The organism is Pseudomonas sp. GW821-FHT11D10 (genome assembly GCF_058808435.1).
In genome coordinates this window covers 39,974-64,993 of the sequence record NZ_JBXARR010000011.1, presented here as the reverse complement: position 1 = coordinate 64,993, position 25,020 = coordinate 39,974, and the positions used below count along the sequence as shown (strand labels likewise).

At 62.0% G+C, this 25,020-nt stretch carries 20 protein-coding genes; 14 read left to right on the top strand and 6 right to left on the bottom strand.

Annotation, left to right across the window (positions count from 1 at the left end; genetic code table 11):
- Positions 1-221 precede the first annotated feature (221 nt).
- The 10 genes from exaC (at position 222) to AC1RT4_RS26075 (ending at position 10,100) form a co-directional block, all read left to right on the top strand.
- Positions 222-1,742: an acetaldehyde dehydrogenase ExaC gene (exaC, locus tag AC1RT4_RS26120; RefSeq protein WP_007958625.1), complete on the top strand. Its 1,521-nt coding sequence runs from the start codon at positions 222-224 to the stop codon at positions 1,740-1,742.
- Positions 1,743-1,943: 201 nt separating this feature from the next.
- Complete coding sequence (gene eat / locus AC1RT4_RS26115) at positions 1,944-3,314, top strand: ethanolamine permease (RefSeq protein WP_011336115.1); 1,371 nt, start codon at positions 1,944-1,946, stop codon at positions 3,312-3,314.
- A gap of 80 nt (positions 3,315-3,394) precedes the next feature.
- Positions 3,395-4,789, top strand: a complete 1,395-nt coding sequence (locus AC1RT4_RS26110) for an ethanolamine ammonia-lyase subunit EutB (protein ID WP_493088906.1) — start codon at positions 3,395-3,397, stop codon at positions 4,787-4,789.
- Positions 4,786-5,619 (top strand): ethanolamine ammonia-lyase subunit EutC, encoded by an 834-nt coding sequence (eutC, locus tag AC1RT4_RS26105; protein WP_493088904.1) that lies wholly within the window; start codon positions 4,786-4,788, stop codon positions 5,617-5,619. Before AC1RT4_RS26110 ends, eutC begins: the two co-directional genes overlap by 4 nt.
- Positions 5,620-5,735: 116 nt before the next feature.
- The gene (locus AC1RT4_RS26100; protein ID WP_007958617.1) at positions 5,736-6,197 is read left to right on the top strand and encodes a GNAT family N-acetyltransferase; all 462 of its coding nucleotides are present in this window, start codon (positions 5,736-5,738) and stop codon (positions 6,195-6,197) included.
- A 227-nt stretch (positions 6,198-6,424) separates the two neighbouring features.
- On the top strand, positions 6,425-7,075 hold the full coding sequence (locus tag AC1RT4_RS26095; RefSeq protein WP_192562537.1) for a DedA family protein: 651 nt from the start codon (positions 6,425-6,427) through the stop codon (positions 7,073-7,075).
- Positions 7,076-7,079: 4 nt separating this feature from the next.
- On the top strand, positions 7,080-7,892 hold the full coding sequence (locus AC1RT4_RS26090; protein ID WP_493088902.1) for a M90 family metallopeptidase: 813 nt from the start codon (positions 7,080-7,082) through the stop codon (positions 7,890-7,892).
- A 114-nt stretch (positions 7,893-8,006) separates the two neighbouring features.
- Positions 8,007-8,534 carry an inorganic diphosphatase gene (gene ppa, locus AC1RT4_RS26085; protein ID WP_007933577.1) on the top strand — a complete coding sequence of 176 codons (528 nt, stop codon included), beginning with the start codon at positions 8,007-8,009 and terminating at the stop codon, positions 8,532-8,534.
- Between the two features lie 221 nt (positions 8,535-8,755).
- Positions 8,756-9,496, top strand: a complete 741-nt coding sequence (locus AC1RT4_RS26080) for a S24 family peptidase (RefSeq protein WP_493088899.1) — start codon at positions 8,756-8,758, stop codon at positions 9,494-9,496.
- A 430-nt stretch (positions 9,497-9,926) separates the two neighbouring features.
- Complete coding sequence (locus tag AC1RT4_RS26075; protein ID WP_493088897.1) at positions 9,927-10,100, top strand: hypothetical protein; 174 nt, start codon at positions 9,927-9,929, stop codon at positions 10,098-10,100.
- Between the two features lie 102 nt (positions 10,101-10,202).
- Here the strand turns inward: AC1RT4_RS26075 and AC1RT4_RS26070 are convergent, their stop codons facing one another.
- From AC1RT4_RS26070 to AC1RT4_RS26045, 6 genes are read right to left on the bottom strand one after another with little or no spacing between them, the layout of a single operon-like run.
- Positions 10,203-11,015, bottom strand: a complete 813-nt coding sequence (locus tag AC1RT4_RS26070) for a YfaP family protein (protein ID WP_493088895.1) — start codon at positions 11,013-11,015, stop codon at positions 10,203-10,205.
- Positions 11,016-11,018: 3 nt separating this feature from the next.
- Complete coding sequence (locus AC1RT4_RS26065; RefSeq protein WP_493088893.1) at positions 11,019-12,638, bottom strand: DUF2300 domain-containing protein; 1,620 nt, start codon at positions 12,636-12,638, stop codon at positions 11,019-11,021.
- A 1-nt stretch (position 12,639) separates the two neighbouring features.
- Complete coding sequence (locus tag AC1RT4_RS26060) at positions 12,640-17,205, bottom strand: alpha-2-macroglobulin family protein (RefSeq protein WP_493088891.1); 4,566 nt, start codon at positions 17,203-17,205, stop codon at positions 12,640-12,642.
- Complete coding sequence (locus AC1RT4_RS26055) at positions 17,202-17,867, bottom strand: DUF1175 domain-containing protein (protein WP_236190125.1); 666 nt, start codon at positions 17,865-17,867, stop codon at positions 17,202-17,204. The genes AC1RT4_RS26060 and AC1RT4_RS26055 overlap by 4 nt, the downstream gene beginning before the upstream one ends.
- Entirely contained in the window at positions 17,837-19,549 is a 1,713-nt protein-coding gene (locus AC1RT4_RS26050; RefSeq protein ID WP_493088889.1) for a DUF2138 domain-containing protein, read from the bottom strand. Before AC1RT4_RS26050 ends, AC1RT4_RS26055 begins: the two co-directional genes overlap by 31 nt.
- Positions 19,550-19,584: 35 nt before the next feature.
- Positions 19,585-20,376 carry a YfaP family protein gene (locus tag AC1RT4_RS26045; protein ID WP_493088887.1) on the bottom strand — a complete coding sequence of 264 codons (792 nt, stop codon included), beginning with the start codon at positions 20,374-20,376 and terminating at the stop codon, positions 19,585-19,587.
- Positions 20,377-20,653: 277 nt separating this feature from the next.
- On the opposite strand from AC1RT4_RS26045, the gene AC1RT4_RS26040 reads away from it, so the two are divergent.
- From AC1RT4_RS26040 to dxs, 4 genes are all read left to right on the top strand, one after another.
- The gene (locus AC1RT4_RS26040) at positions 20,654-21,799 is read left to right on the top strand and encodes a Fic family protein (RefSeq protein WP_493088885.1); all 1,146 of its coding nucleotides are present in this window, start codon (positions 20,654-20,656) and stop codon (positions 21,797-21,799) included.
- A gap of 79 nt (positions 21,800-21,878) precedes the next feature.
- Positions 21,879-22,121, top strand: a complete 243-nt coding sequence (locus AC1RT4_RS26035) for an exodeoxyribonuclease VII small subunit (protein WP_493088884.1) — start codon at positions 21,879-21,881, stop codon at positions 22,119-22,121.
- Positions 22,118-23,005 carry a (2E,6E)-farnesyl diphosphate synthase gene (gene ispA, locus AC1RT4_RS26030; RefSeq protein WP_064599720.1) on the top strand — a complete coding sequence of 296 codons (888 nt, stop codon included), beginning with the start codon at positions 22,118-22,120 and terminating at the stop codon, positions 23,003-23,005. The genes AC1RT4_RS26035 and ispA overlap by 4 nt, the downstream gene beginning before the upstream one ends.
- 91 nt (positions 23,006-23,096) lie before the next feature.
- A complete protein-coding gene (gene dxs / locus AC1RT4_RS26025) occupies positions 23,097-24,995 on the top strand; it encodes a 1-deoxy-D-xylulose-5-phosphate synthase (protein ID WP_102716664.1) in 1,899 nt (632 codons plus the stop codon).
- Positions 24,996-25,020 lie beyond the last annotated feature (25 nt).

Sequence of the window (25,020 nt, the reverse complement as noted above, 5' to 3'; positions counted from 1 at the left end):
ATGCTGGCAGGACCACCCGGTCACGGGTTGTGCCAGAAGCGGTACAAACTGTCACCCAAGCTGTACCGATACCGTCACAGACGCTTGCCACTTGTCCGACAGAAATCACGCAAGGCCTTGATTTGCCTGACCTGCACGGCAGTGGCCCGACCTTTGCTCTACGCTTATAGCAAGCGCTCATGCGCGTCTCTCTGATAAGTACAACAGCCAAGGAGAACATCATGCGTTACGCTCACCCCGGTACTGAAGGCGCCAAAGTCTCGTTCAAGAGCAAGTACGGTAACTACATCGGCGGCGAGTTCGTCGCGCCTGTCAAAGGTCAGTACTTCACCAACACCTCGCCAGTGAATGGCCAACCGATTGCCGAATTCCCGCGTTCCACGGCCGAAGACATCGAAAAAGCCCTGGACGCCGCCCACGCCGCTGCCGATGCCTGGGGTTCCACTTCCGCCCAGGCGCGCTCGCTGATCCTGCTGAAAATCGCCGACCGCATCGAACAGAACCTCGAAACCCTGGCGATCACCGAAACCTGGGACAACGGCAAAGCCATCCGCGAAACCCTCAACGCCGACATCCCGCTGGCTGCCGACCACTTCCGCTACTTCGCCGGTTGCCTGCGCGCTCAGGAAGGCAGCGCCGCCGAGATCGACGGCAACACCGTCGCTTATCACATCCATGAACCATTGGGCGTGGTCGGCCAGATCATCCCGTGGAACTTCCCGATCCTGATGGCCGCGTGGAAACTCGCGCCAGCTCTGGCCGCCGGCAACTGCGTGGTACTCAAACCTGCCGAGCAAACCCCGCTGGGCATCAGCGTGCTGCTGGAACTGATCGGTGACCTGCTGCCGCCGGGCGTGCTCAACGTGGTGCAAGGGTTCGGCAAAGAAGCCGGCGAAGCCCTGGCCACCAGCAAACGCATCGCCAAGATCGCCTTCACCGGCTCGACTCCGGTCGGCTCGCACATCATGAAATGCGCTGCCGAAAACATCATTCCGTCCACCGTGGAACTGGGCGGCAAGTCGCCGAACATCTTCTTCGAAGACATCATGCAGGCCGAGCCAAGCTTCATTGAAAAAGCCGCCGAAGGCCTGGTGCTGGCGTTCTTCAACCAGGGCGAAGTCTGCACCTGCCCTTCCCGTGCACTGGTTCAGGAATCGATCTATCCGCAGTTCATGGAAGCGGTGATGAAGAAGGTCAGCCAGATCAAACGTGGCGACCCGCTCGACACCGACACCATGGTCGGCGCCCAGGCGTCCGAGCAGCAATTCGACAAGATCCTTTCGTACCTGGAAATCGCCAAGGGCGAAGGTGCCGAACTGCTGACCGGCGGCAAGGTGGAAAAACTCGAAGGCAACCTGGCTTCCGGTTATTACATCCAGCCGACCCTGCTCAAGGGCACCAACAAGATGCGTGTGTTCCAGGAAGAAATCTTCGGCCCGGTGGTGAGCATCACCACCTTCAAGGACGAAGCCGAAGCCCTGGCGATCGCCAACGACACCGAGTTCGGCCTCGGCGCCGGCCTCTGGACCCGCGACATCAACCGCGCCTATCGCATGGGCCGCGCCATCAAGGCCGGTCGTGTGTGGACCAACTGCTACCACCTGTATCCGGCGCACGCCGCGTTCGGCGGGTACAAAAAATCCGGCGTCGGCCGTGAAACCCACAAGATGATGCTCGACCACTACCAACAGACCAAAAACCTGCTGGTGAGCTACGACATCAACCCGCTGGGCTTCTTCTAAAAAACCGGGCGACACCGAACTGTCGGTGTCGCCCTTTCCATCCCGATGACAACCCCTGGCCTGGCCGCTCTGGCACGGGCCTTGCATACCCGTCATTCAGGATTTGCGTGAACACTGCCGCTGCGTGAACAGCATCCACTCACTCAACCGCTGCACCCGAAAGTCCAACAGATCGAACAATAAAAAAGACAGAGAGGACTTATGACTTCCACCACACAGCTCAAACCCACACTCGGCACCCTGCACCTCTGGGGCATTGCCGTCGGCCTGGTGATTTCCGGCGAATACTTCGGCTGGAGTTACGGCTGGGGCACGGCGGGAACCCTGGGTTTCCTGGTCACGGCCCTGATGGTCGCAACCATGTACACCTGCTTCATCTTCAGTTTCACCGAGCTGACCACCGCCATTCCCCACGCGGGCGGGCCGTTTGCCTACAGCCGCCGGGCGTTCGGCGAGAAAGGCGGATTGATCGCCGGGATCGCCACCCTGATCGAATTCGTGTTCGCCCCGCCGGCCATCGCCATGGCCATCGGCGCGTATCTGAATGTGCAATATCCGGGACTCGATCCGAAACTCGCGGCGGTCGGCGCGTATTTCGTGTTCATGACCCTGAACATCCTTGGCGTCAGCATCGCCGCGACCTTCGAGTTGGTGGTGACCGTGCTCGCCGTCGCCGAATTGCTGGTATTCATGGGCGTGGTTGCGCCGGGCTTCAGCTTCAGCAACTTCGTGCTGAACGGCTGGTCGGGTGCCAATGAGTTCACGATGGGCTCGATTCCGGGCATTTTCGCGGCGATTCCCTTCGCGATCTGGTTCTTCCTCGCCATCGAAGGCGCGGCCATGGCGGCCGAGGAAGCCAAGGATCCGAAACGCACCATTCCACGGGCCTACGTCAGCGGCATCCTGACTTTGGTGTTCCTCGCTATCGGCGTAATGGTGATGGCCGGCGGCGTCGGCGACTGGCGTCAACTGTCGAATATCAACGACCCGCTGCCACAGGCGATGAAAGCGGTAGTCGGCAACAATTCGACCTGGATGCACATGCTGGTGTGGATCGGCCTGTTCGGGCTGGTGGCGAGTTTCCACGGGATCATCCTCGGCTACTCGCGGCAGTTCTTCGCTTTGGCCCGGGCAGGTTATCTGCCAAAAGGCCTGGCCAAACTCTCGCGCTTCCAGACCCCGCACCGGGCGATCCTGGCTGGCGGCGTGGTCGGCATCGCGGCGATCTACAGCGACGGACTGGTCAATCTGCAAGGCATGACCCTGACGGCGGCGATGATCACCATGTCGGTGTTCGGCGCCATCGTGATGTACATCATCAGCATGCTCAGCCTGTTCAAACTGCGCAAAACCGAGCCGAACCTGGAGCGCACCTTCCGCGCACCGGGCTATCCGGTGGTGCCGGCCATCGCGCTGTTCCTGGCGGTGGTGTGCCTGGTGGCGATGGCCTGGTTCAACACGCTGATCGGCTGCGTGTTCCTCGGTTTCATGGCTGCTGGTTACCTGTACTTCCAGCTGACCGCCAAGCAACGCTCCGAGGCACCGGCAGACGCTATGCTCGAAGGTATCTAAACGCTAACTGAGCTGCACCGGCATCGGGCCTCGGGCTCGGTGCCCGCACTAAGAGCATTCATTCAGGAGGAACGCGCCCCATGGCCGCATTTGCCCATACCGTCGGCGCCCAGACCTACCGCTTCGACAGCCTCAAGGACGTGATGGCCAAGGCCAGCCCCGCGCGCTCCGGGGACTTCCTGGCCGGTGTCGCCGCGCTCAACGACGGCGAGCGGGTGGCCGCGCAAATGGCGCTGGCCGACATCCCGCTCACGCATTTCCTGCAGGAAGCGTTGATCCCCTACGAATCCGATGAAGTCACCCGGCTGATCATCGACAGTCACGACAAACAGGCCTTTGCGGTCGTCAGCCATCTCACGGTTGGCGGCTTTCGCGACTGGCTGCTGAGCGAAGCGGCCGATGAGTCGAGCCTGCGTGCCCTCGCCCCCGGCCTGACGCCGGAAATGGTCGCGGCCGTGTCGAAAATCATGCGCGTGCAGGATCTGGTGCTGGTGGCACAGAAGATCCGTGTCGTCACCAAATTTCGCGGCACTTTGGGCCTGCGTGGACGGTTATCCACAAGGCTGCAACCCAATCACCCGACCGATGAACCATCCGGCATCGCCGCGAGCGTTCTCGACGGTCTGCTGTACGGCAACGGCGACGCGATGATCGGCATCAACCCGGCCACCGACAGCATCGCCTCGATCTGCGCGATGCTGGAAATGCTCGACGCGATCATCCAGCGCTACGACATTCCGACCCAGGCCTGCGTGCTGACCCACGTCACCACCTCTATAGAAGCGATCAACCGTGGAGTACCGCTGGATCTGGTGTTCCAGTCGATTGCCGGCACCGAAGCGGCCAACGCCAGTTTCGGCATCAACCTGAACATCTTGCAGGAAGGTTATGAAGCGGGCCTGAGCCTCAATCGCGGCACGCTTGGGCAGAACCTGATGTATTTCGAAACCGGCCAGGGCAGCGCCCTGTCGGCCAACGCCCACCACGGCGTCGATCAACAGACCTGCGAGACCCGGGCCTACGCCGTGGCTCGCCATTTCAAGCCGTTTCTGGTGAACACCGTCGTAGGATTCATCGGCCCGGAATACCTCTACAACGGCAAACAGATCATCCGCGCCGGCCTCGAAGACCACTTCTGCGGCAAGTTGCTCGGCGTGCCGATGGGCTGCGACATCTGCTACACCAACCACGCCGAGGCCGACCAGGATGACATGGACACTCTGCTGACCCTGCTCGGCGTGGCCGGGATCAACTTCATCATGGGCATTCCCGGCTCCGACGACATCATGCTCAACTACCAGACCACCTCGTTCCACGACGCGCTCTACGCGCGCCAGACCCTGGGCCTGAAACCGGCGCCGGAGTTCGAGCAGTGGCTGGCGAACATGGGCATCTTCACCCAGGCGGACGGCAAGGTCCGCTTCGGCAACAACCTGCCGCCGGCCTTCCGCCAGGCCTTGGCGCAACTGGGATGAGTCAGATGGAAAAACCGCCCGTCGATCCGCAAAACCCGTGGCTGGAACTGCGTCGTCTGACCCCGGCGCGTATTGCCCTTGGTCGTACCGGCACCAGCCTGCCGACCAGCGCACAGCTGGATTTCCAGTACGCCCACGCGCAAGCAAGGGACGCCGTGCATTTGCCGTTCGATCACGTCGGGCTCAGCGCCCAACTGACCGAGCGCCAGCGTGACAGTCTGCTGCTGCACAGTGCGGCGGCGGATCGCAACAGCTACCTGCAACGCCCGGACCTGGGGCGCATGTTGAGCGATCAATCGGCGCAGGCCCTGCGCGAATACGCCCAGGCGCATCCGGGCGGCGTGGATCTGGTGATTGTGGTGGCGGATGGTCTCTCGGCGTTGGCGGTGCATCGGCATACCCTGCCGTTTCTCACCCGCCTGGATGAACAGATGAGCGCCGACGAATGGTCGACAGCGCCTGTAGTGCTGGTGGAACAGGGTCGAGTGGCGATCGGTGATGAAATCGGCCAGTTGCTGGGCGCCAAAATGGTCGTGATGCTGATTGGAGAGCGTCCGGGCCTCAGTTCACCGGACAGCCTGGGTTTATATTTCACCTACAATCCAAAGGTCGGCCTCACGGATGCTTACCGCAATTGCATCTCCAATGTGCGGCTGGAAGGGCTCAGCTACGGCATGGCGGCGCATCGCTTGCTGTACCTGATGCGCGAAGCCTGTCGGCGACAGCTGTCAGGCGTCAATCTGAAGGACGAGGCGCAGGTTCAGACGCTGGAATCGGAAGCCGGTGCAGACATGAAGAGTAATTTCCTACTCGATCCGCCCCCTGCCTGAACCGTTTCCGCATTGCCTTTCTGCGCGGGTTTGAGGCAGGATCGATGCACGGCCGCCCGGGTTTCCCATCGCCGTCAGAGCACGTGAAGACAGCCACTTGAAGGACGAGACCTACCATGCGGATTATCCAAGCGACCCTCGAACACCTGGATTTGCTGACCCCGTTGTTCGTTAAGTACCGCGAGTTCTACGGCTCCCTGCCCTATCCGGACTCGTCCCGGGCCTTTCTCGAGAAGCGCCTGCGACGCAAGGAATCGGTGATCTACCTGGCCCTGGCTGATGACGACGACAAGAAGCTCATGGGCTTCTGCCAGCTCTACCCGAGCTTTTCCTCCCTGTCGCTCAAACGCGTGTGGATCCTCAACGACATCTACGTCGCCGAAGACGCCCGCCGCCAGCTGGTGGCCGACAACCTGATCCGCACCGCGAAGAAAATGGCCAAGGAAACCCAGGCCGTGCGCATGCGCGTCTCCACCAGTGCCGACAACGAAGTGGCGCAGAAAACCTACGAATCCATCGGGTTCAAGGAAGACACCGAGTTCAAGAACTACGTGCTGCCGATCAGCGACGAGCTCTGATCGCGGGGTGTCCTGCGGGGAGGGAGCAGACTCCCTCCCCAAAATGAATCCCAACCCGACATTTATTCACACCGACATCCCCCGCTACAAAACCAACGCGCTTTTCACCTCTCAAACCGTATAATCCCGAGCTTTCCGGCTTGTAAGAAAAACTACACCCGCTTGTAGGCTTACACGAAGTCATCCGCACAGGTCTGCCGAGTCAGGCCGTCACCACAGGTGCCTCCATGGATTTCAACCCGCTCGATCTTGTCCTGCATCTCGACGTTTATCTCGATCTGCTGGTGAATAATTACGGGCCATGGATCTACGCCATCCTGTTTCTGGTGATCTTCTGCGAAACCGGTCTGGTGGTGATGCCATTCCTGCCGGGTGATTCCCTGCTGTTCATCGCCGGCGCAGTGGCTGCGGGCGGCGGCATGGACCCGGTGCTGCTGGGCGGCCTGCTGATGTTGGCCGCTATCCTTGGCGACAGCACCAACTACGTGATCGGACGAACGGCGGGCGAGAAGCTGTTCAGCAACCCGAACTCGAAAATATTCCGCCGCGATTACCTGCAACAGACCCACGATTTCTACGACAAGCACGGCGGCAAAACCGTGACTTTGGCGCGTTTTCTGCCGATCATCCGCACCTTTGCACCGTTTGTTGCCGGTGTCGCGAAGATGCCTTACCCGCGCTTCTTCGGTTTCAGCGTGTTCGGCACGGTCCTGTGGGTCGGCGGTCTGGTGACGCTGGGCTACTTCTTCGGCAACGTGCCGTTCATCAAGAAGAACCTGTCGCTGTTGGTGGTGGGCATCATCCTACTGTCGCTGATTCCGATGATCATCGGCGTGGTTCGCAGCCGTTTCGGCGGCACCAAAGCCCAATCGCACTAAGCCGATGTGGTCGCTGAGCGCCTGGCGCCGCCGGCGCATTCTGGCCAGGCACCCGATTGCCGACGAACTGTGGCAGCGGGTGCGCCATCACCTGAGTTTTCTCGATGGCATCAGTGCCGCTGAAGACCAGTGGCTGCGCGAAGCCAGCGTGCTGTTCCTCGAAGACAAACACCTGACCGCCCTGCCCGGCGTCGAACTGCACCAGGAGCAACGCCTGCTGCTCGCCGCCCAGGCGCAATTGCCGCTTTTGCATCTTGGCGATCTGAACTGGTATCAGGGTTTCCACGAAATCGTCCTCTACCCCGACGACTTCCTCAGCCCCCAGCGCCATCGCGATGCCAGTGGTGTCGAACACGAGTGGGACGGCGAACACAGCGGCGAAGCCTGGCAGCAAGGCCCGATCATCCTCGCCTGGCCCGGGGTGATGGCCAGTGGTGGCTGGGAAGGCTACAACCTGGTGATCCACGAACTGGCGCACAAACTCGACATGCTCAACGGCGACGCCAACGGCCTGCCCCCGCTGCACGCCGACATGCGGGTCAGCGACTGGGCGGAGGTGATGCAGGCGGCCTACGACGACCTCAACCGCCAGCTCGACCGCCATCCTGACGCCGAAACCGCCATTGACCCGTATGCCGCCGAGAACCCGGCCGAGTTCTTCGCCGTCACCAGCGAGTACTTCTTCAGCGCTCCGGATCTGCTGCACGAGGCTTATCCACAGGTGTATGCGCAGTTGCAGCTTTTCTATCGCCAGGATCCGTTGGCCCGCCTGAAGCAACTTCAGGCCACCGACCCGGTCTATCAGGCTCACGAGTAAAGGTCTGCACGACTTCCGGTACGTGGCGTCCACGGCAGAATATGCCTATAATCGCCGCCACTTTTTGGTCAATCCGGCCAAGTGTTTTTGGTCAACTAACGGGGGCAACGCCCAATGAGCTACAGCAAGATTCCGGCTGGCAAAGACCTGCCGAACGACATCTACGTCGCGATCGAGATCCCGGCCAACCACGCGCCGATCAAATACGAAATCGACAAAGACAGCGATTGCCTGTTCGTTGACCGTTTCATGGCCACCCCGATGTTCTACCCGGCCAACTACGGTTACATCCCGAACACCCTGGCTGACGACGGTGATCCCCTGGACGTGCTGGTTGTAACCCCTTACCCGGTTGCTCCAGGTTCGGTGATCCGCGCGCGTCCGGTCGGCATCCTGAACATGACCGACGACGGCGGCGGCGATGCCAAAGTCATCGCAGTTCCACACGACAAGCTGTCCCAGCTGTACGTGGACGTGAAGGAATACACCGACCTGCCAGCCCTGCTGATCCAGCAGATCGAGCACTTCTTCGCGAACTACAAAGATCTCGAAAAAGGCAAATGGGTGAAAATCGAAGGCTGGGACGGCGCTGACGCTGCCCGCGCCGCGATCACCAAGTCGGTTGCTGCCTACAAAGGCTAAGCCTCGCGACCTGCGACACGCTTGAAGAAAACCCCGGTTGATCCGGGGTTTTTTGTGCCTGGCCGCCCAGTGCTTAAACAGCTTGTTTACGGCGACCTACAGAAAAGTTTTGGTGTGTGTAATTTCCCACAAGGACGTCTTACATCCCGTCGCAAAATTTGCCCTGATTTTGAACGCAAGGTTTATTCAAACCGCTCTAGGCCGGTCGTAGACTCGTGTTTATGAGAAAGAACACTAGCGGTCCAAGATTCAAGGCACTCCTGGAAGCTGCGAACATCACCACCACGGGATTCGCAAAGTTCTGGGGCACGGAAGCCCAAAACGTTCATAACTGGTACACCCGGGGCGTACCCGCGTACCGCATGGAAGAAGTTGCGCGCCTGCTGTCCGTCAACAGCCAATGGCTGAAGACCGGCGAAGGCCCCAAAGACGCCCCGCACCTGCATACGGAGTCGGGCGACATCCTCGATGCCCATGCCATTCGCGGCGTCTACACGGTGCTCGACACCAACGACATCGAACTGCCCCTCTACAAGGAAACCCCGACCGCCCCCGGCTCCGGCAAGACCCACGTCATCAAGGACCCGGAACAAACCATCCGCCTGCCTCGAAGCCACCTCGAAGCCCTGGAAATCCGCCACACCGACGCCATCTGCACCCACATGATCGGCAACAGCATGGCCGAGAAAATCGAAGACGGCTCCACCCTCGCCATCGACCGCGGCCTCACCCAGGTGGTGGACGGCGAAATCTACGCCATCGAACACGACGGCATGCTGCGCATCAAATACCTGCACCGCATGCCCGGCAACGCCCTGCGCCTGCGCAGCCACAACAGCGCCGAATACCCGGACGAGATTTTCCGGGCCTCGCAAATTGAAGAGCAGAGGATTCATGTATTGGGGTGGGTGTTCTGGTGGTCGACACTGGGCAAGCGGCGGCCGGTGGTGCCGTTTCTCTGACCCTCCGTCACGCCCAGCCCCTGCACAGAGCGCTGTGGGAGCGGGCTTGGTCCGGGCGGCGATCCGACGAAGAGGCCCGGATACCCGGTACAAATCCCTGCTTCCTGCCGCAGAAATCGCTCTATTCCGCACTTGAGACTGGGAATCCCCAACAAAACTCAGTATCCTGCGCCCCACATTCGCGCATCGACCCGCCAAGCGGCCCAGATGACGCCTGACGCGGCAGACCACTGTCTGACCAAGTCCCACAGCCGGACGCAAGATCCGGATGTACGTTTTGAAGGCTGGCGCGGTTTACCAAAAATAAACCAAGCCAGTCCCCGAGAAGCCGGCCACAAGCCGGCTTTTTAATGCCTGAAAGAAAACCAAATCTACCGTCCAGAAATCTTCCTTGTTACCGTAGCGGCAAAACTCGTCACGGTGTTCCAACATGAACTCCTCCGAAATCCGAAATGATGACGGTCAGAAGCCGCACTTCTCTGATCCGGATCAGTTACTGCTCGAAGCAGAGTTACGTTGCAAGGAGGATGTGGCGCTTATCGCCGCAGTCAACGAACGTCTTGTCACCCCTCAGCGAGTCAAGATAAGCCTGGATGACTTGTAACGTGGAATCCCGTCGAGCCGTAGTTTCGGGAGATTTGATCCCTCAATCGGGCAACAGGCTGCTGCCCAACTCAGTTGTGCAACAGCTCGTTGCACAATCCCCTCACGGATAACTAAACGACTTCACCAACGTCAACTCCCCCACCGCCCGCATCGGCACGATGAAAGTCTCCATCTTCTCGCTAGGCGTCCCCTCTTCCGTAATCACCGTAACCTGCGCCGTGGTCAAAGGCTGCACCGCCTCTTCCCCGCCCTCGTCATCCCCGCGATAGCCACCGCCGAAGTAGTTCACATACACCAGATACTGCCCCTTGATCGGCGCTGGCATGGCGAAGATTTCCGGGCCGTAGCCGGTGGTCACGTCGACATCCAGGGCCGCGCCATTGGGCGCGACCCGGTCGCCGTACCAGATGTGTGCGCCGTCGGGCGTGATCAGGTGCAGGTCGAGGTCGGTGCCATCGCTGTCCCACGCCAGCAACACCCGCAGTTTCGCCGGAGTAGCGCCGCCGCTGGTGTTGAGGAACTGCGTGCGGTGCCGTTGCTGGCCGTCCGGGCTGCGGACTTCGACGCTGTTGCTGCCGTTGGGAAACGAGAACGGGCGGTCGAAGCGGCCGCTGTCGTCGATTTTCAGCGGCATGCTGACGCCGTTGACGATCAGGCGGCCGGGCTCTTTGTTTTTCGGTGTGGCTTTGATTTCGCCGCTGATGCGGGCGGTGTTGGCCTGGCCGAGCGGGGTGTTCACCGAGGAGGCCGGGTAGTTGACGGTCTGGCGGAAACTTTCGCCCTCGCCTTCGGGGGCGCCGCTGCGCCAGCCGCCGACAGGGGTGTCGAGTTTGACGCCCTCAGCAGCGATCACCGGCGAAACGGCGGCAAAGACGCAGAGCAACATCAAGACCTGTGGATAACGGAGTGTCATGGTCTATTCCAGCAAAAGGTGACGGGCGAGCCCTTCGATATAGGTTTCATCCTGGCCGTTGGGGTGTGCTTCAAAAGCCAGGTGCAGGTATTCGTGAGTCAGGTCGAGGCGGTCCTGCAACGACAGTACGCCGCGCACGTATATGCGCTGGCGTTCGCGGTCGACGAAGGGTCGCCCGAACGCGAGTTTGCAGACGGCGAAAGTGCTGACTTCGTTGTAGCCGGTTTCGCTTTCCAGCCTGGGACGCCATCCGCGACGTTGTTTTTGCAGCCAGTCCTGCGCGGCGGGCAGCGCTTCGCAGGACGCCACCGGATTGTCCCAGCGGCTGAGGCTGGCACGCGGATAGGCGTGCAGCAGGATCGCGTCGTAACGCTGGCCGGCATTGGCTTGCTCGACGGCTTGTTGCCAGGCGAGCTTGTCCGGGCCGGGCTGATCGGAGTGATAGGTGACGGTGCTGCCGGCCAATACCAGATCCGCCGTCCATGCGGCGATGTTGCGGGATTCGGCGGAGGCCGGACGCGGGGCGACGCGTTGGCGGGTGCTGCTGTCGTCGATGCTCAAACATTCGCCATTACGCGTGGCGTTTTGCAGCAGGTACGTGCGGATCGCCACGGCCAACGCTTTGGCGGCTTCGGCGGGTTCGGGTTTGGCTTCACGCTCCAGCACACGGGCGACGTACTCTTCGCGATCCAGCCGGGCGACCAGTTTGTCGTTGAGCAGAAACAGTTCGCCATCGCTGTGGATATCCAGCGCATTGCCGTTGGCGAATTCGACGCGGAAGTCGCCCTGCAACGGGCCGGAGCCAGCAACGCGTTCACCCGAAAGAACCCGCGAAACCGGATAACGCGAGAACAGCCCCACTTCAACGCAGCGCCCCGCTTCCGCTGGCCATGATGCGGGCAACACCGTCGCCAACGCCGAACCGTAATGCCGCAAAACCATCTGACTGGTACCCCGGCCACCGGCCCAGATCGGCGAGCCGTCCGCGGTCCAGCCGGCGAATCCGCCCTGACGTGATTGCGGGTCCTGATCGCCGAGCCAGCTCCAGGTTTTCACCCGCAAGCGTCCGCCGAGTTCGCCGACGACATTGCCGTCTGCCGCGTTCAGCACCACATCGAGCAGCACCCGGCGCATCTGATCCTGAGCCGGCACCCAAGATAAAACCTTCAGTAAGTCAGCCACGGAAACCCGAGTAGCCGGTTGCACCGATGGCAGGTCCAGCAACCACGACGGCGCCTGTCGCGCCTGCCAATAGGTTTTCCAGTCGCCAGCGGTTATGCCCAATCGCGCCGGCTCGAAATACAGCCCGCAGGATTTCACCAGCGCCTGATCACGTTCGATCTTGCCGCCCGCGGTGCAGCAATAGACTTCTTCCTTCGACTGCCCGCGGCATACATACGCCGGTTCTTGCGCGCCGGTATCCACCAGCCACGCGTAAACGAACACCTTCCACAGACTGCCCAGCGGCGTCTCCAGCGACGAAGGCAACGGCTCGCGAGCAGTCAGTTGCGTGGTGTTCAGCGACAGTAATTCACCCTTGTAGGCCACACGCAACGGTTCATCCTGCGCTGTCGCCAACGCAGGAATCACACACATCAGCAGCCACAGCAGCGGCCGGGTCATGTCAGTTGACCGTGACCTGACCAAGGGGGGCCTTCGCTTCCCAGGCCTGATGCTGCGGCGCGTAGACCTGAGTGAAACGCACCGGCGGCAGGTTGAACTGGCCCTTCTGCGAGAAGCGCACCAGATGCCGCAGACGCAATTCACCGCTCAGCGCATCCACCGGCACCGCGTAGGCCAGTTGGCCCGGTTCGAATCGCGCCTTCTCCAACGCGGTCGGCTCGGTGCCGTCCTTGCCCTGCAACTTGATGCCCCACGTGGTGCGCTCGACATCGGCACCCGGCGGTAACGGCACTTCGAGCATGCCGTAGCGCAGCGGTTTCGGTGCCTTGCTGGTGAGGATCACCTCGTCCAGATACAGACTGTCGCTGGACAACGGCTTGCTGCCGACCGGCTCCAGTTTGAAAGTGAAGGCTTCGTCACCCGGCACCAAACGCGACAGGCGACGAGTGATGGTCACGGCCATCGGATCGACCGCCGGTTGTTGAGTCTGGAAGCTCAGCGCCGCACGCAACGGACGCTCCTGAGTGCCCGACACCGACAACACGCTCGGCACCGGCGCAGCCCCCTGCCACGTCCAGTACATCTCGCCGGTCGCGCCGTAGTTTTTCTTCCAGCCTTCGCCCGGTGCCAGCGCGATGGTCGGCGACGCCTGAGCGATGCTGCGTTGCAGCCAGGTCAGCGCCAGCGCACGTTCGAGGGTCGATTGCTGCGGCAACAGGCGTTGCAACAACGCTGTCGCGCGAGCCTGATCGAACGGTTGCAGCGACAGGTTCAGCGCTTCGGCAAACGGCTGCGAACTGACGGACAAGCGCTGTTGCGCAGCACCCAGCTGACGATTGAACGCTTCCGGCAAAGCGACTTTCGACTGCGTAGCCAGCGATGCGGTCAAGACCCGCGCCGCCGCCAGACCGAGCGCCGAATCCGGATCGCCCATCACCAGACTGTCTTCGCCATCGTCCATCAGGGTTTCGGCATTACCTTCCCCGGCCTTGGCCAGATCCTCCATCAAACCGCTGAGCAGCGTGTTGACCGGCAGATGCATTTGCTTGGCGAACGACAGGATCAGCGCCCGTTGCAGCAATGGCGTGTTCGGCGCCTGCTTGGCGTAAACCTCAAGCACCCGCTGCCAGTGCTCCGGCGGCAGGGTCAGATCCAGCACCTGACTGGCGTTCCAGTCGGCGTAGTAGGCGTAAGCGGTGAGGAACGCATCCGGCTCGCCATCGAAACCCCACCAGGTGAAGCTCGCCGACGGCCCGGCCATTTGCACCAGACGCAGACGGCTGTTCTGCATGATCAGGCGCAAGCGGTCGCGGATCTGCGGGCTCGACGCCAGCGACGGATAAGCGATGCTCAGCGGCAGCAAGCGGCTGGCGGTCTGCTCGACGCCGCCGTACGGATAGCTGAGCAGATCGTCGAGGGCCGAACGGAACAGCGCTTGCGGGCTGTCATCCAGACGCAGGCGAATGTCGGTGGCGTCTGCCGGCAGGCTCAGCGGTGTGTCGCCGCTGGCCACATCAAGGCTCTGGGTCTGCGTCACTTGCCAGCCTTCGCCGGTTGCGGTCAGGCGCACAGCGAGGGCGTCGGCGGTCTTGCCGTCCTGCACCAGCTCGGCGGTCCATTCGCCGGTTGCCAATGCGAACGCTGGCAGCGGCAGGTAGTTGATGCCGTTGTTGAGTGTCACCGGCAGGCGCTGTTCGGCGCCAGCGTAGTGCGTCACCAGCTCAGCCTTGACCGGTTTCTCGGCCTGGCTGAAGGCGAACACGCCGAGCTGCGGCTGATCGCCCTTGCGGAATTTGCTCGGCCCGCTCCACTTCAGGTACAGCGGTTTTTCCGAGCGGACAAACTGCTTCTTCTGCCCGACCTGACCGTCATCGGCAATCGCCCGCGCAGTGATGCGCCAGCGGGTCAGCGAGTCCGGCATCTTGAAGGTGAAGCGGGTCTTGCCGTCGGCATCGGTCAGCAATTCTGGCTGCCACGCAGCGGTATCGACGTCTTCGCGGCGCGGCCGCTCCAGCACTTTCACCCCGCGTTCGCTGCGGTTGGCCTTGCCCGGCGCGCCGGGGCTGCCCGGCAACGCCACGTCGTAGCTGATGAACGACAGGCTGGCGCTGGTGCGCACGTTGTTGCGGCGCGGGTGGTAGAAGAACTGGTCGATGGTCGGCGCGACTTCCGGTTGCAGCGCGTAGACCATTTCATCGACCACGCTGACTGTCAGGTGCGCCGGCACAGCCTTGCCGGCGAACTGCGTGGTCAGGTCGACCGTCACGGTATCGCCCGGCTGATAGGTGTCTTTGTCGGTCTTGATCGCCACGTCGATCTGCGGCGCGACGACCTTGATCCCGGCGTTCTGGAAGCTGTACTGACCGCCCTTGGTGTAGAGCACCGAGAACGTCAGGTTCGGCGCAAAGTTGTCCTTCACCGGGATGCGTGCGCGGTATTGGGTGTCGCTGAGTTTTTCCAGTTTCAGCCAGTCGCCGCCCTTGGCCAGCAGCGCGGTGGCTTCGACCTTGTCGCGCTCCAGCGACAGCAATGCATCGCTGACTGGTTCGGGGAACGTGATCAGCGCCAGCGCTTCATCACCGGCCTTGTACTCGGGTTTGTCGAGGACGATTTCCACGGTGCCCGGCACTGCCTTGACGCCATTGCCGGTGACCGAATGACCGGTCGCACCCAGCACTCGACCGTGCTGATCTTTCAGCGACAGGTTGTAGGTGCCCGGGCGATCGAAGGCCACGCTGAAGCCTTTGTCTTTCGCTATCAGTTTGCCTTCGCCGGTGGTCTGGTCTTCGAGTCGAACCCAGCTGTAGCTGCTCGGCACAACGGCCTTTGCCTGTTCGCTGCCGCCCTCGTTGGCGTAGCTGAACGCGACCTTGTCACCCACCGCGCTGAAACGCTGCGGCGCGGTCAGGCGGAAGCTGGCGGCGCCCCGGTCGATGAGGATTTCCTTGGTGGTCTTGACCCGATACGCAGCGCCATCACTGGCAAACACGGTGAGCATGTAGCGGCTCGGCTTGTCGGCGGCCGGCAGGTCGAGGGTCGCGTTGCCCTTGCTGTCGGTAGTCAGTTCGGTGCTGGTCAGCTCCACCGGGAATTGCCCGAGGTATTGCAGCTCGTTGTCGACCATCGACAGTTGCTGGGCGCGCAGGCTCAGGGTCAGTTTGGCGTTCGCCACCGGTTTGCCGTCCGGGTACAGCAGCACCAGGCTGCCCTTCACCGGCTCGCCAGTGCGGTAATCCTGCTTGGCCAGATTCAGCGAGATTTCGAAGTGCGGCTTGATGTACTCCGCCACCCGGAACGCACTGCTGTAGGCCTGATCCTTGTAGTTGAAACGCAGCTCGTAACCACCGGCCACCGCGTTGTCCGGCAACTGGAAACGGCCCTGGGTACCGGCCTTCGAATCGAGTTTCAGGTCGAGCCGCTGCAACTCGGTGCCGGTGGCATCGAGCACGCTGACATTGACGTCCGCTGCGCCCGGCAACACTGAATCCCGAGCATTCTTGAATTCACGGCCGACGATTTTCAGCGACACCCAATCGCCCGGCCGATACAGCGGCCGGTCGGTGAAGGCATAGAGTTTGGTGTCGTAGATTTCGCTGTCGTAATAGAAGTTTTCCGAGACGAACACCCCGCCCTCTTCGTCCTCGCCGATCACGAACGAACGCTCGGGGCTGACGTGCTTAAGGCGCAGCAGACCATCGGTATCGGTGGCGCCGCTGCTCATCACGCCGAGGCCGTCGGTCCACAGCACATTGACCTTCGGCACCGAGCTGCCTTCGTGTTTGCGCGCGGCCCATACCAGCAATTCATCACCGGCAATCTTGCTCACCGCCACGGTGTTGGAAACGAACACCATGGTGGTCGCGCGGTACTTGCCGATCAGCGCTTCGACCAGATAGAGGCCCGGTTTAAGATTGCCCAGCGGGATGTAGACGTTACCCGGTGCGACGCTGACAAACTCGCTGGAAGACCCGGCCAGATTGACCCCGGTCGGCGGCTGGATCGGTTTGGCCTGCCACAGCGGATAGCGGAACTGGCTGACCACCGGCAGACCCGGAATCAGGGCGAACTGCGGTTGTGCGTCGTACGGCGTCGGCGCGGCGATGGCGTTGCCCATCTTCAGCTCCGGCACCTCTTCGGTGACCTGCTGACGCGACTCGTAGGAGAACGCACGCTGCATCACCCGACGGGATTTGCGGTACCAGTTGTCCCACAGGTACGCGAGGGTGTTCGACAGGCCTTCACCCTTGAACTGGCCGTCGCTGACCACGCGGTGCAGGTTCTTCTGGCGCTTGAGGAAGTCCAGCGGCTTGTCGATTTTGTACACGCGGATGTCGGCGCCGCCGTACGGTTCCATGCGGAAACGGCGATAGTCGCGACCCGGTGCCTCGAGGCGCACCACCGCCTGTTCGTCGACGGCGAAACTGCTGTCGGCCAGCAGGAAAAAGCTCTCACCGGAGACCGGCGTATAGCCGCTTGGCTCCACGGTGTCTTCGGCATTCACGGCCGAAAACGGCAGGGCTAACAGCAACAGAAAAGGCAGTAAACGCAGCATGCGGGCACCGGTCATTGGGAGAGAAAGTTCAGTCGATAGACGCCGATGAAGTTGGGGTTGGCTGCGTCGGGTATCCATCGGGTGTCCTTCCATGTCATGAGTTGCTGCAGGCTTGCCGAACGCATGCCGTTGTCGGTTGGGGTGGTCGTGCCGGTGTGATAGGCGATGTAGCGGCCCATCCAGATCATCAAGTGCTGGTCGTCGCCCTGATCGAAAAACATCAGATCGCCGGGCCGTGCCTGGGACACGTCGCGGCCGATCAGATGGCTGTTGAACTGAATCAGTTTGATCGCGTTGACGTAGGGCCCGACCTTGCCGCCGCCCTGCTGCCATTGCTGGGCGAGCTTGCGCTGATCGGCGCTCAGGTCCAGCTCCGGTGGCAGGTAGCGATTGGACACACCATTGCTGCGCAGCCATTTGTCGTCATGGACTTTCAGCGCTTCGTTGGCGGCGAAACGCACCAGCCCCGCGCAGTCCTGCTGATACCAGCGCGGGCTCGGTCCTTTGCTCAACTGCTCCTGGGCGATGCGCACGAACCAGGCGCGAAACACCTGGGACTGCTGCGGATCGAGGGGCGGCGCCTCAACGGCTCGGGCGCCGGCGCTGAGCAACAGCGCCAGCAAGCCAAGGCTGCGAATCAGTCCGGTCACAGCGCTTTCCACTCCAGCGGCAGCCATTGCCAGTGACCGTCAGGCTCGCTGCCCTCGGGCAGGGTCAGGGCGTATTTGCCCATGCCGCCGAGGGTGCGCAGTTTCGGGATCAGGTAGGTCTGCGCGGCGTTGTAGAACACCGGCTCCATGTCCTGCGGCAGGCTGTCGAGGGTTTCCTGCTGGATCAACTGCGCCATCGAGTCTGGGCCAAAATAGATCGGCATCAGCACGTCTTTCGGCAGCACATCGGCCATCGGCGGAAAGCGTTTGTCGAGGGTGCCGAGGGCCTTGTCGACCAGTTTGTCGTCGAGGGAAAACAGCAGCGTCGAACCGTGGCGCGCCAGGCTGACTTTCATGAAGGCGCGGCCGGTGATCGCGTCCGGGTTCTCGGCATCCTTGGCCGCGTACGGGCCGAAGTTGGAACTGACCTGACGCTGCCAGAGGTGGCTCTGGCCTTCCTGTTTCTCGACCACCGGGAACGCGTGCTCGTCGACCTTGCCTTCGTACGCGCCGACCATCGAATCGAACAGCGTGCCGATATCTTTGTCCAGTTTGCCGTTGTCTTCGTCGTTCAGACTGGCCACCAGCAATGGCGTGTACAGCCGCGAATCGGCGTACCAGCACAGGCCCGCCGCGCCGGCCACGTGCTCGGTGAGTTTCTGCGCGACGGCTTCTTCGGCGCCGAGTTTTACCAGCAGCGGTTTCTGCGGCTCGGCCGCAATCGGCAAGGTCACGCAAGCACTGGCGCCCAGTGGCATCGCTTGCCAGACCGGTTTGAAATCGAAGTCCGGTTGGTTCTCCAGCTCGTCCATGGCGAGATAGCTGTGCCAGCCCTTGTCGTCCATGTCGAAACGCAGGCCGGCGAAGTTCGGGATGAAGCGCTGGTAACCCATGGCCAGGACGCTGGAATTGACCGACAGGCGCTGTCTGGTTTCAGGTGTCTTGGCCGTGAGCCCGAACGCTTCGGGGAACAGTTTTTCGCCGTTGAGCAGCGCCGCCAGCGCTTGCGGCGAGACGTGGCCGGACTCCTCGGAAGCACCACTTTCCGGGTCATAGAATTTGGTCGGATTGGACAGCACCACCAGTTTGTCGCCACGGGAGGCGAACAACAGGGATTTGCCGGCGTTGTAGGTCAGTTGGTACAGCGGCACTTCATCGCCGCCGACTTTCAGGGTGCTGAACACGCTCAGTTGCGAATCATCCAGCGCGACTTTCGCCAGCGGCTCGAGCACTTTGGCCAGCCCGCCGCGATCCATCACCAGCAGGAAATCCTTCAAGCGACCGTCGGCGCCACGCCACAACGCTACGTCCGCCGGTTGATCGAAGAGTTGCTCGATCAGGCTGTCCTGCAGCTTCAGATCATGCTCGTAAATGATCCGCCGCAGACTGCCGATCAGCCCGAGACGGTCGGCATGGGTTTCGTAATAGAAGACGAAATCCTCGGTGAGCGTGGCCTTGAGGAACGGCACCGTCAGCAGGTCTTTCGGCAACTGGCTCAGGGAGCGGGTTTCCAGCAGCGCGTCCGGGCGGCTCAGGCCGAGCTTGTCGCTGGCCAGTTCCGCCGGCGGCGCCTTCGGTTTGTGCATCAGCCAGCCGAGCCCGCCCGCCACGCCGGCCACCAGGCACAGCCCGACCGCCAGCAACGGCCAGCGCCGGGAAGGTTTGCCCGCAGGTGTTACGGCGGCCGGTGTAGCAGTGTTATCGCTCATCTTTCCAGAACCCGAGTTCATCCGTGGCGGGATGCTTAATAGTTGAAAGTCTTGACCAGCAGCAGATCACCGATGGCCCGCAGGGGCACGATGAACGTTTCGCGTTTTTCGTCGACGGTGTTTTCGTTGAGTACCAGCGTGATTTGCGAGGTGATGACCTCGTTCTGGTTGCTGGTCTCCTCGAAGTTATAGCCGCCGTTACCGAAGTTGCCCCAATAGTTGACGTAAACCAGATAGGTGCCGTGCAGCGGCGCAGTCATGGTGAACATTTCCGGGCCGGGGCCATCGACGCCGTCCGGATCGAGGCCGCCGCCATTGCTCATCGCCGGACGCGCCCAGAAGGCGTGCTGGCCGTCAGGGGTAATGACGTGCAGGTCAAGTTCGGCTTTAGGGTCGTCCCAACCGAGCACCACGCGGATCCGCGCCGGCGTGCGCAGGTTGTTGGCTTCGTAGAATTGAACGCGCTTGAGCGACTGGCCGTCGGCGCTGATCACCTCGACGCTGTTGGAACCGGCGCCAAACGCATACGGTCGGGCGAAACGGCCCTGGTCGTCGGTGTACAGATTCAGTGGATTGCCATTCACCGCCAGGCTGTGGGGCGGACGCAGATGTCCGATGGCCTTGAGCTGGCCCTCGATCATCGTGCGATTGCGCTGGATGCCGCGATCGATGGGCGGCGTGGGATAGGCGACTTGCGGGTTTTCCGTGCGATCGAGCAGACCGTGATAGCGCCAGCCGCCCACCGGCTCCGACATCTCGGCACTCGGTGCAGCCGACAGCGCCGACACGCAGGCCAGGCCGATCAGCAGCAAAAGAAGTGAACGCATGTGATGCCTCCTGCCATGCCTGAACGAAACCTTGCACCCGATCCTCGGCGCTTCACAGTGGGCGATACTGCGTTTCGTCTGAAAGACCCGTGACTGTCGGGTCGTAGAAGGCGCGAAGGTTAGCGATTCGGCAGTTTTTTAACAATCGGATACATGTGGTTTTGCGGTGGGAATCACGGCGACCGGTGGACGGTGAGCCGAATAGGCGTCATATTCGGCTCACGAAATGAGCCGAATAGCGTTTCTATTCGGCTCACGCACTCAGGAACGGCATTTCATGGCAACTCACTGGATCTGGCAGCAACCTGATTGGCCCGACTTCAACTGGCAGGCGGAACGCCTGGCACCGTTGTTGCGCGAGTGTGTTCAGGCACAAGGTCAATTGATGGGCATGGCGGGATCGGTGAGCCATTCACTGAGCGCGCAGACAGAGCTGGACGCTTTGCTGCAAAACATCGTGACCTCCTCGGCCATCGAGGGTGAGCAGTTGAATGTCGGATCCGTGCGATCTTCGCTGGCACGGCGCCTGGGGCTGGAATTACCCGATGGTGACAAAGTCAGTCAACGCAGCGAGGGGCTGGCGCAGCTCATGCTTGATGCGACCCGGCGCTTCGCCGAACCGCTGACGCTGGAGCGTTTGCTGGAATGGCATTCGTGGCTGTTTCCAGAACAGGAAAACGGATTCTTCGCGCGCGCGATCAATGTCGGCGCTCTACGCGGCGATGAGCCAATGCAGGTGGTTTCCGGGCGAATCGACCGCCCGACCGTGCACTTCGAAGCCCCACCGCGACAGGGGCTTGAACGACAACTGGACAGTTTTCTCAAGTGGTTCGACGCCAGTCAGCATCAGGCAGGCCTCGATCCTTTACTGCGAGCAGGCATCGCACATTTCTGGTTCGTCACCTTGCACCCGTTCGATGACGGCAACGGCCGTCTTACCCGCACTCTCACCGATCTGGCACTGGCTCAGGGCGAAGCGCAGGCCATTCGTTTTTATGCGATGTCCGCCAGCATTCTCGATGATCGTGCGGGCTATTACCGGATTCTCGAATCCAGCCAGAAAGCCACGCTGGACATCACCGACTGGCTCGCATGGTTCCTGCAAACCCTGCTGCGCAGCCTGCAACAGGCCATCGCGCGGATTGAAGGCGTACTGGGCAAGTCACGCTTCTGGCAAACGCACCGGGAATCCGAGCTTTCGGTGGAGCAGATCAAAGTGCTCAACCGCTTGCTCGACGGTGGTGAACGTGGTTTCGAGCAAGGTATCAGTGCGGCGCAGTATCAGGCCGTGGCGAAAGTATCCAAGGCGACGGCGACCCGACATCTCGCGGAGCTGCTGGAAAAGGGTTGTCTCGAACGCCTGCCCGGCGGTGGGCGCAGCACGCGCTATCAGATCAGTTTTCCTGGCAAATCCGCGGAGTGATCCAAGCCCCGCTCATTTGCCCATACCCCCCCTATCTGCTAGTGTCGCGCCGGTTTAACGTCAACCGGAAATAGCCGCCATGGCCCGCAAAAAAGCTGCACTGGATTTCGAACAGTCCCTCGCCGACCTGCAAATGCTGGTGGAGCGTCTGGAGAACGGTGAATTGTCGCTGGAAGACTCGCTGACCGCTTTCGAGCAGGGCATCGGCCTGACCCGTGACTGCCAGGCGGCGCTGGCCCAGGCCGAGCAGAAGGTCCAGGTGTTGCTGGAGCGCGATGGCGAACTCGCCGAGGAACCCTTCGACGCGGATCAGCCAGAATGATTGCAGCGTATTCGGCCACCAGCCAGGCGCGGGTCAACGCGGCACTGGAAACCCTGTTCAACGCCCCGCTGCCAGAACTGGCGCGCCTCTATGAAGCCATGCGCTACAGCGTGATGAACGGTGGCAAACGCGTGCGTCCGCTGCTGGCTTACGCGGCGTGCGAAGCCCTTGGCGGCAAGGCCGAACAGGCCAACGGCGCGGCGTGTGCGGTTGAGCTGATCCACGCGTATTCGCTGGTGCACGACGATTTGCCGGCGATGGACGACGACGATCTGCGTCGCGGCCAGCCGACCACTCACAAGAAATTCGATGAAGCTTGCGCGATTCTGGCCGGCGACGGCTTGCAGAGCCTGGCGTTCAGCGCCCTGCTCGACCCGCGCCTGAGCGACCTGAGTGCGGACATCCGCCTGCAACAGGTCACGGCGCTGGCGCACGCGGCAGGCCCGGCCGGCATGGTCGGCGGTCAGGCCATCGACCTCGGTTCGGTCGGCCTCAAGCTCGATCAGAAAGCGCTGGAACAGATGCACCGGCACAAGACCGGCGCGCTGATCGAAGTCAGCGTCAAGCTCGGCGCCCTGGCCAGCGGCCGTGCCGAGAAGGATGAACTCAAGTCCCTGCAGACTTATGCACAGGCCATCGGTCTGGCATTCCAGGTCCAGGACGACATCCTCGACGTCGAAAGCGATACCGAAACCCTCGGCAAACGCCAGGGCGCCGACATTGCCCGCGACAAGCCGACCTACCCGGCGCTGCTCGGTCTGGACGCCGCCAAGGCCTATGCGCTGGAACTGCGCGATCAGGCCCTGCACGCGCTGCGACCGTTTGACGCGGCTGCCGAGCCGTTGCGCGATCTGGCCCGGTATATCGTCGATCGGCGTAACTGAAGGCTAATCAGCCAAAAAAGACCAACGCGTGGGCAGGGGGCGATGCATCAGGTAAACTGCCGCATCTTTTATACCTATAACGATTCGCCTGATGCCCACGACGTTCCATGAGATTCCCCGCAAGCGCCCGACCACGCCCCTGCTCGACCGCGCGAACACGCCGGACGGTCTGCGCCGGTTAGGCGAAGCCGAGCTGGAAACCCTGGCTGATGAGTTGCGCCTGGAATTGCTCTACACGGTCGGCCAGACCGGTGGGCATTTCGGTGCCGGCCTGGGCGTCATTGAGCTGACCATCGCGTTGCATTACGTCTTCGACACCCCGGACGACCGGCTGGTGTGGGACGTCGGTCATCAGGCCTATCCGCACAAGATCCTCACCGGTCGTCGCGAGCGCATGGAATCCTTGCGCCAGAAGGACGGCATCGCCGCCTTCCCGCGCCGCTCCGAGAGCGAGTACGACACCTTCGGCGTTGGTCACTCCAGCACCTCGATCAGCGCCGCGCTGGGCATGGCCATCGCCGCCCGCCTGCAGAACAGCGATCGCAAGGCGATTGCGGTGATCGGCGACGGCGCACTGACCGCCGGCATGGCGTTCGAGGCGCTGAACCACGCGCCGGAAGTCGACGCCAACATGCTGGTGATCCTCAACGACAACGACATGTCGATCTCGCGCAACGTCGGCGGGCTGTCGAACTATCTGGCGAAGATCCTTTCCAGCCGCACTTACGCGAGCATGCGTGAAGGCAGCAAGAAAGTGCTGTCGCGCCTGCCCGGCGCCTGGGAAATCGCCCGTCGCACCGAAGAATACGCAAAAGGCATGCTGGTCCCCGGCACCCTGTTCGAAGAACTGGGCTGGAACTACATCGGCCCGATCGACGGCCACGACCTGCCGACCCTGATCGCCACCCTGCGCAACATGCGCGATCTGAAAGGCCCGCAGTTCCTGCACATCGTCACCAAGAAAGGCAAAGGCTTCGCCCCGGCGGAAGTCGACCCGATCGGTTACCACGCCATCACCAAACTCGAACCGCTGGACGCCCCGGCCGCTGCGCCGAAGAAGGCCGGCGGGCCGAAGTATTCCGGCGTGTTCGGTGAGTGGCTGTGCGACATGGCCGCTGCCGACCCGCGTCTGGTGGGTATCACCCCGGCGATGAAGGAAGGCTCGGATCTGGTGGCGTTCAGCGAGCGCTTCCCGCTGCGCTACTTCGACGTGGCGATTGCCGAGCAACACGCCGTGACCCTCGCGGCCGGCATGGCCTGCGAAGGCGCGAAACCGGTGGTGGCGATCTACTCGACGTTCCTGCAGCGCGGCTACGACCAGTTGGTGCATGACGTCGCGGTGCAGAACCTCGACGTGCTGTTCGCCATCGACCGCGCCGGTCTGGTGGGCGAAGACGGCCCGACCCACGCCGGCAGCTTCGACCTGTCGTTCCTGCGCTGCATCCCGGGCATGGTCATCATGACCCCGAGCGATGAAAACGAATTGCGCAAAATGCTCACCACCGGCCACCTGTACAACGGCCCGGCGGCGGTGCGTTACCCGCGCGGCACCGGCCCGAATGCGACCATCGAGAAAGACCTCGAACCGATCGAGATCGGCAAGGGTGTGGTCCGGCGTCAGGGCAGCAAGGTCGCCCTGCTGGTGTTCGGCGTGCAAATGGCCGAAGCCCTGAAAGTCGCCGAGACGCTGGACGCGACCGTGGTCGACATGCGCTTCGTCAAACCGATGGACGAAGCGCTGGTGCGCGAGATCGCCAACAGCCACGACCTGCTGGTGACCATCGAAGAGAACGCGATCATGGGCGGCGCCGGTGGCGCGGTCAGCGAGTTCCTCGCCCGCGAGAACATCCTCAAGTCGGTGCTGCACCTGGGCTTGCCGGACGTTTACGTCGAGCACGCCAAGCCGGCGCAGATGCTGGCCGAGTGCGGGCTGGATGAAGTGGGGATCGAAGCGGCGGTGCGTGAGCGCCTGACTCTGCTCAACAAGTAATCACCATCCCTGTGGGAGCGGGCTT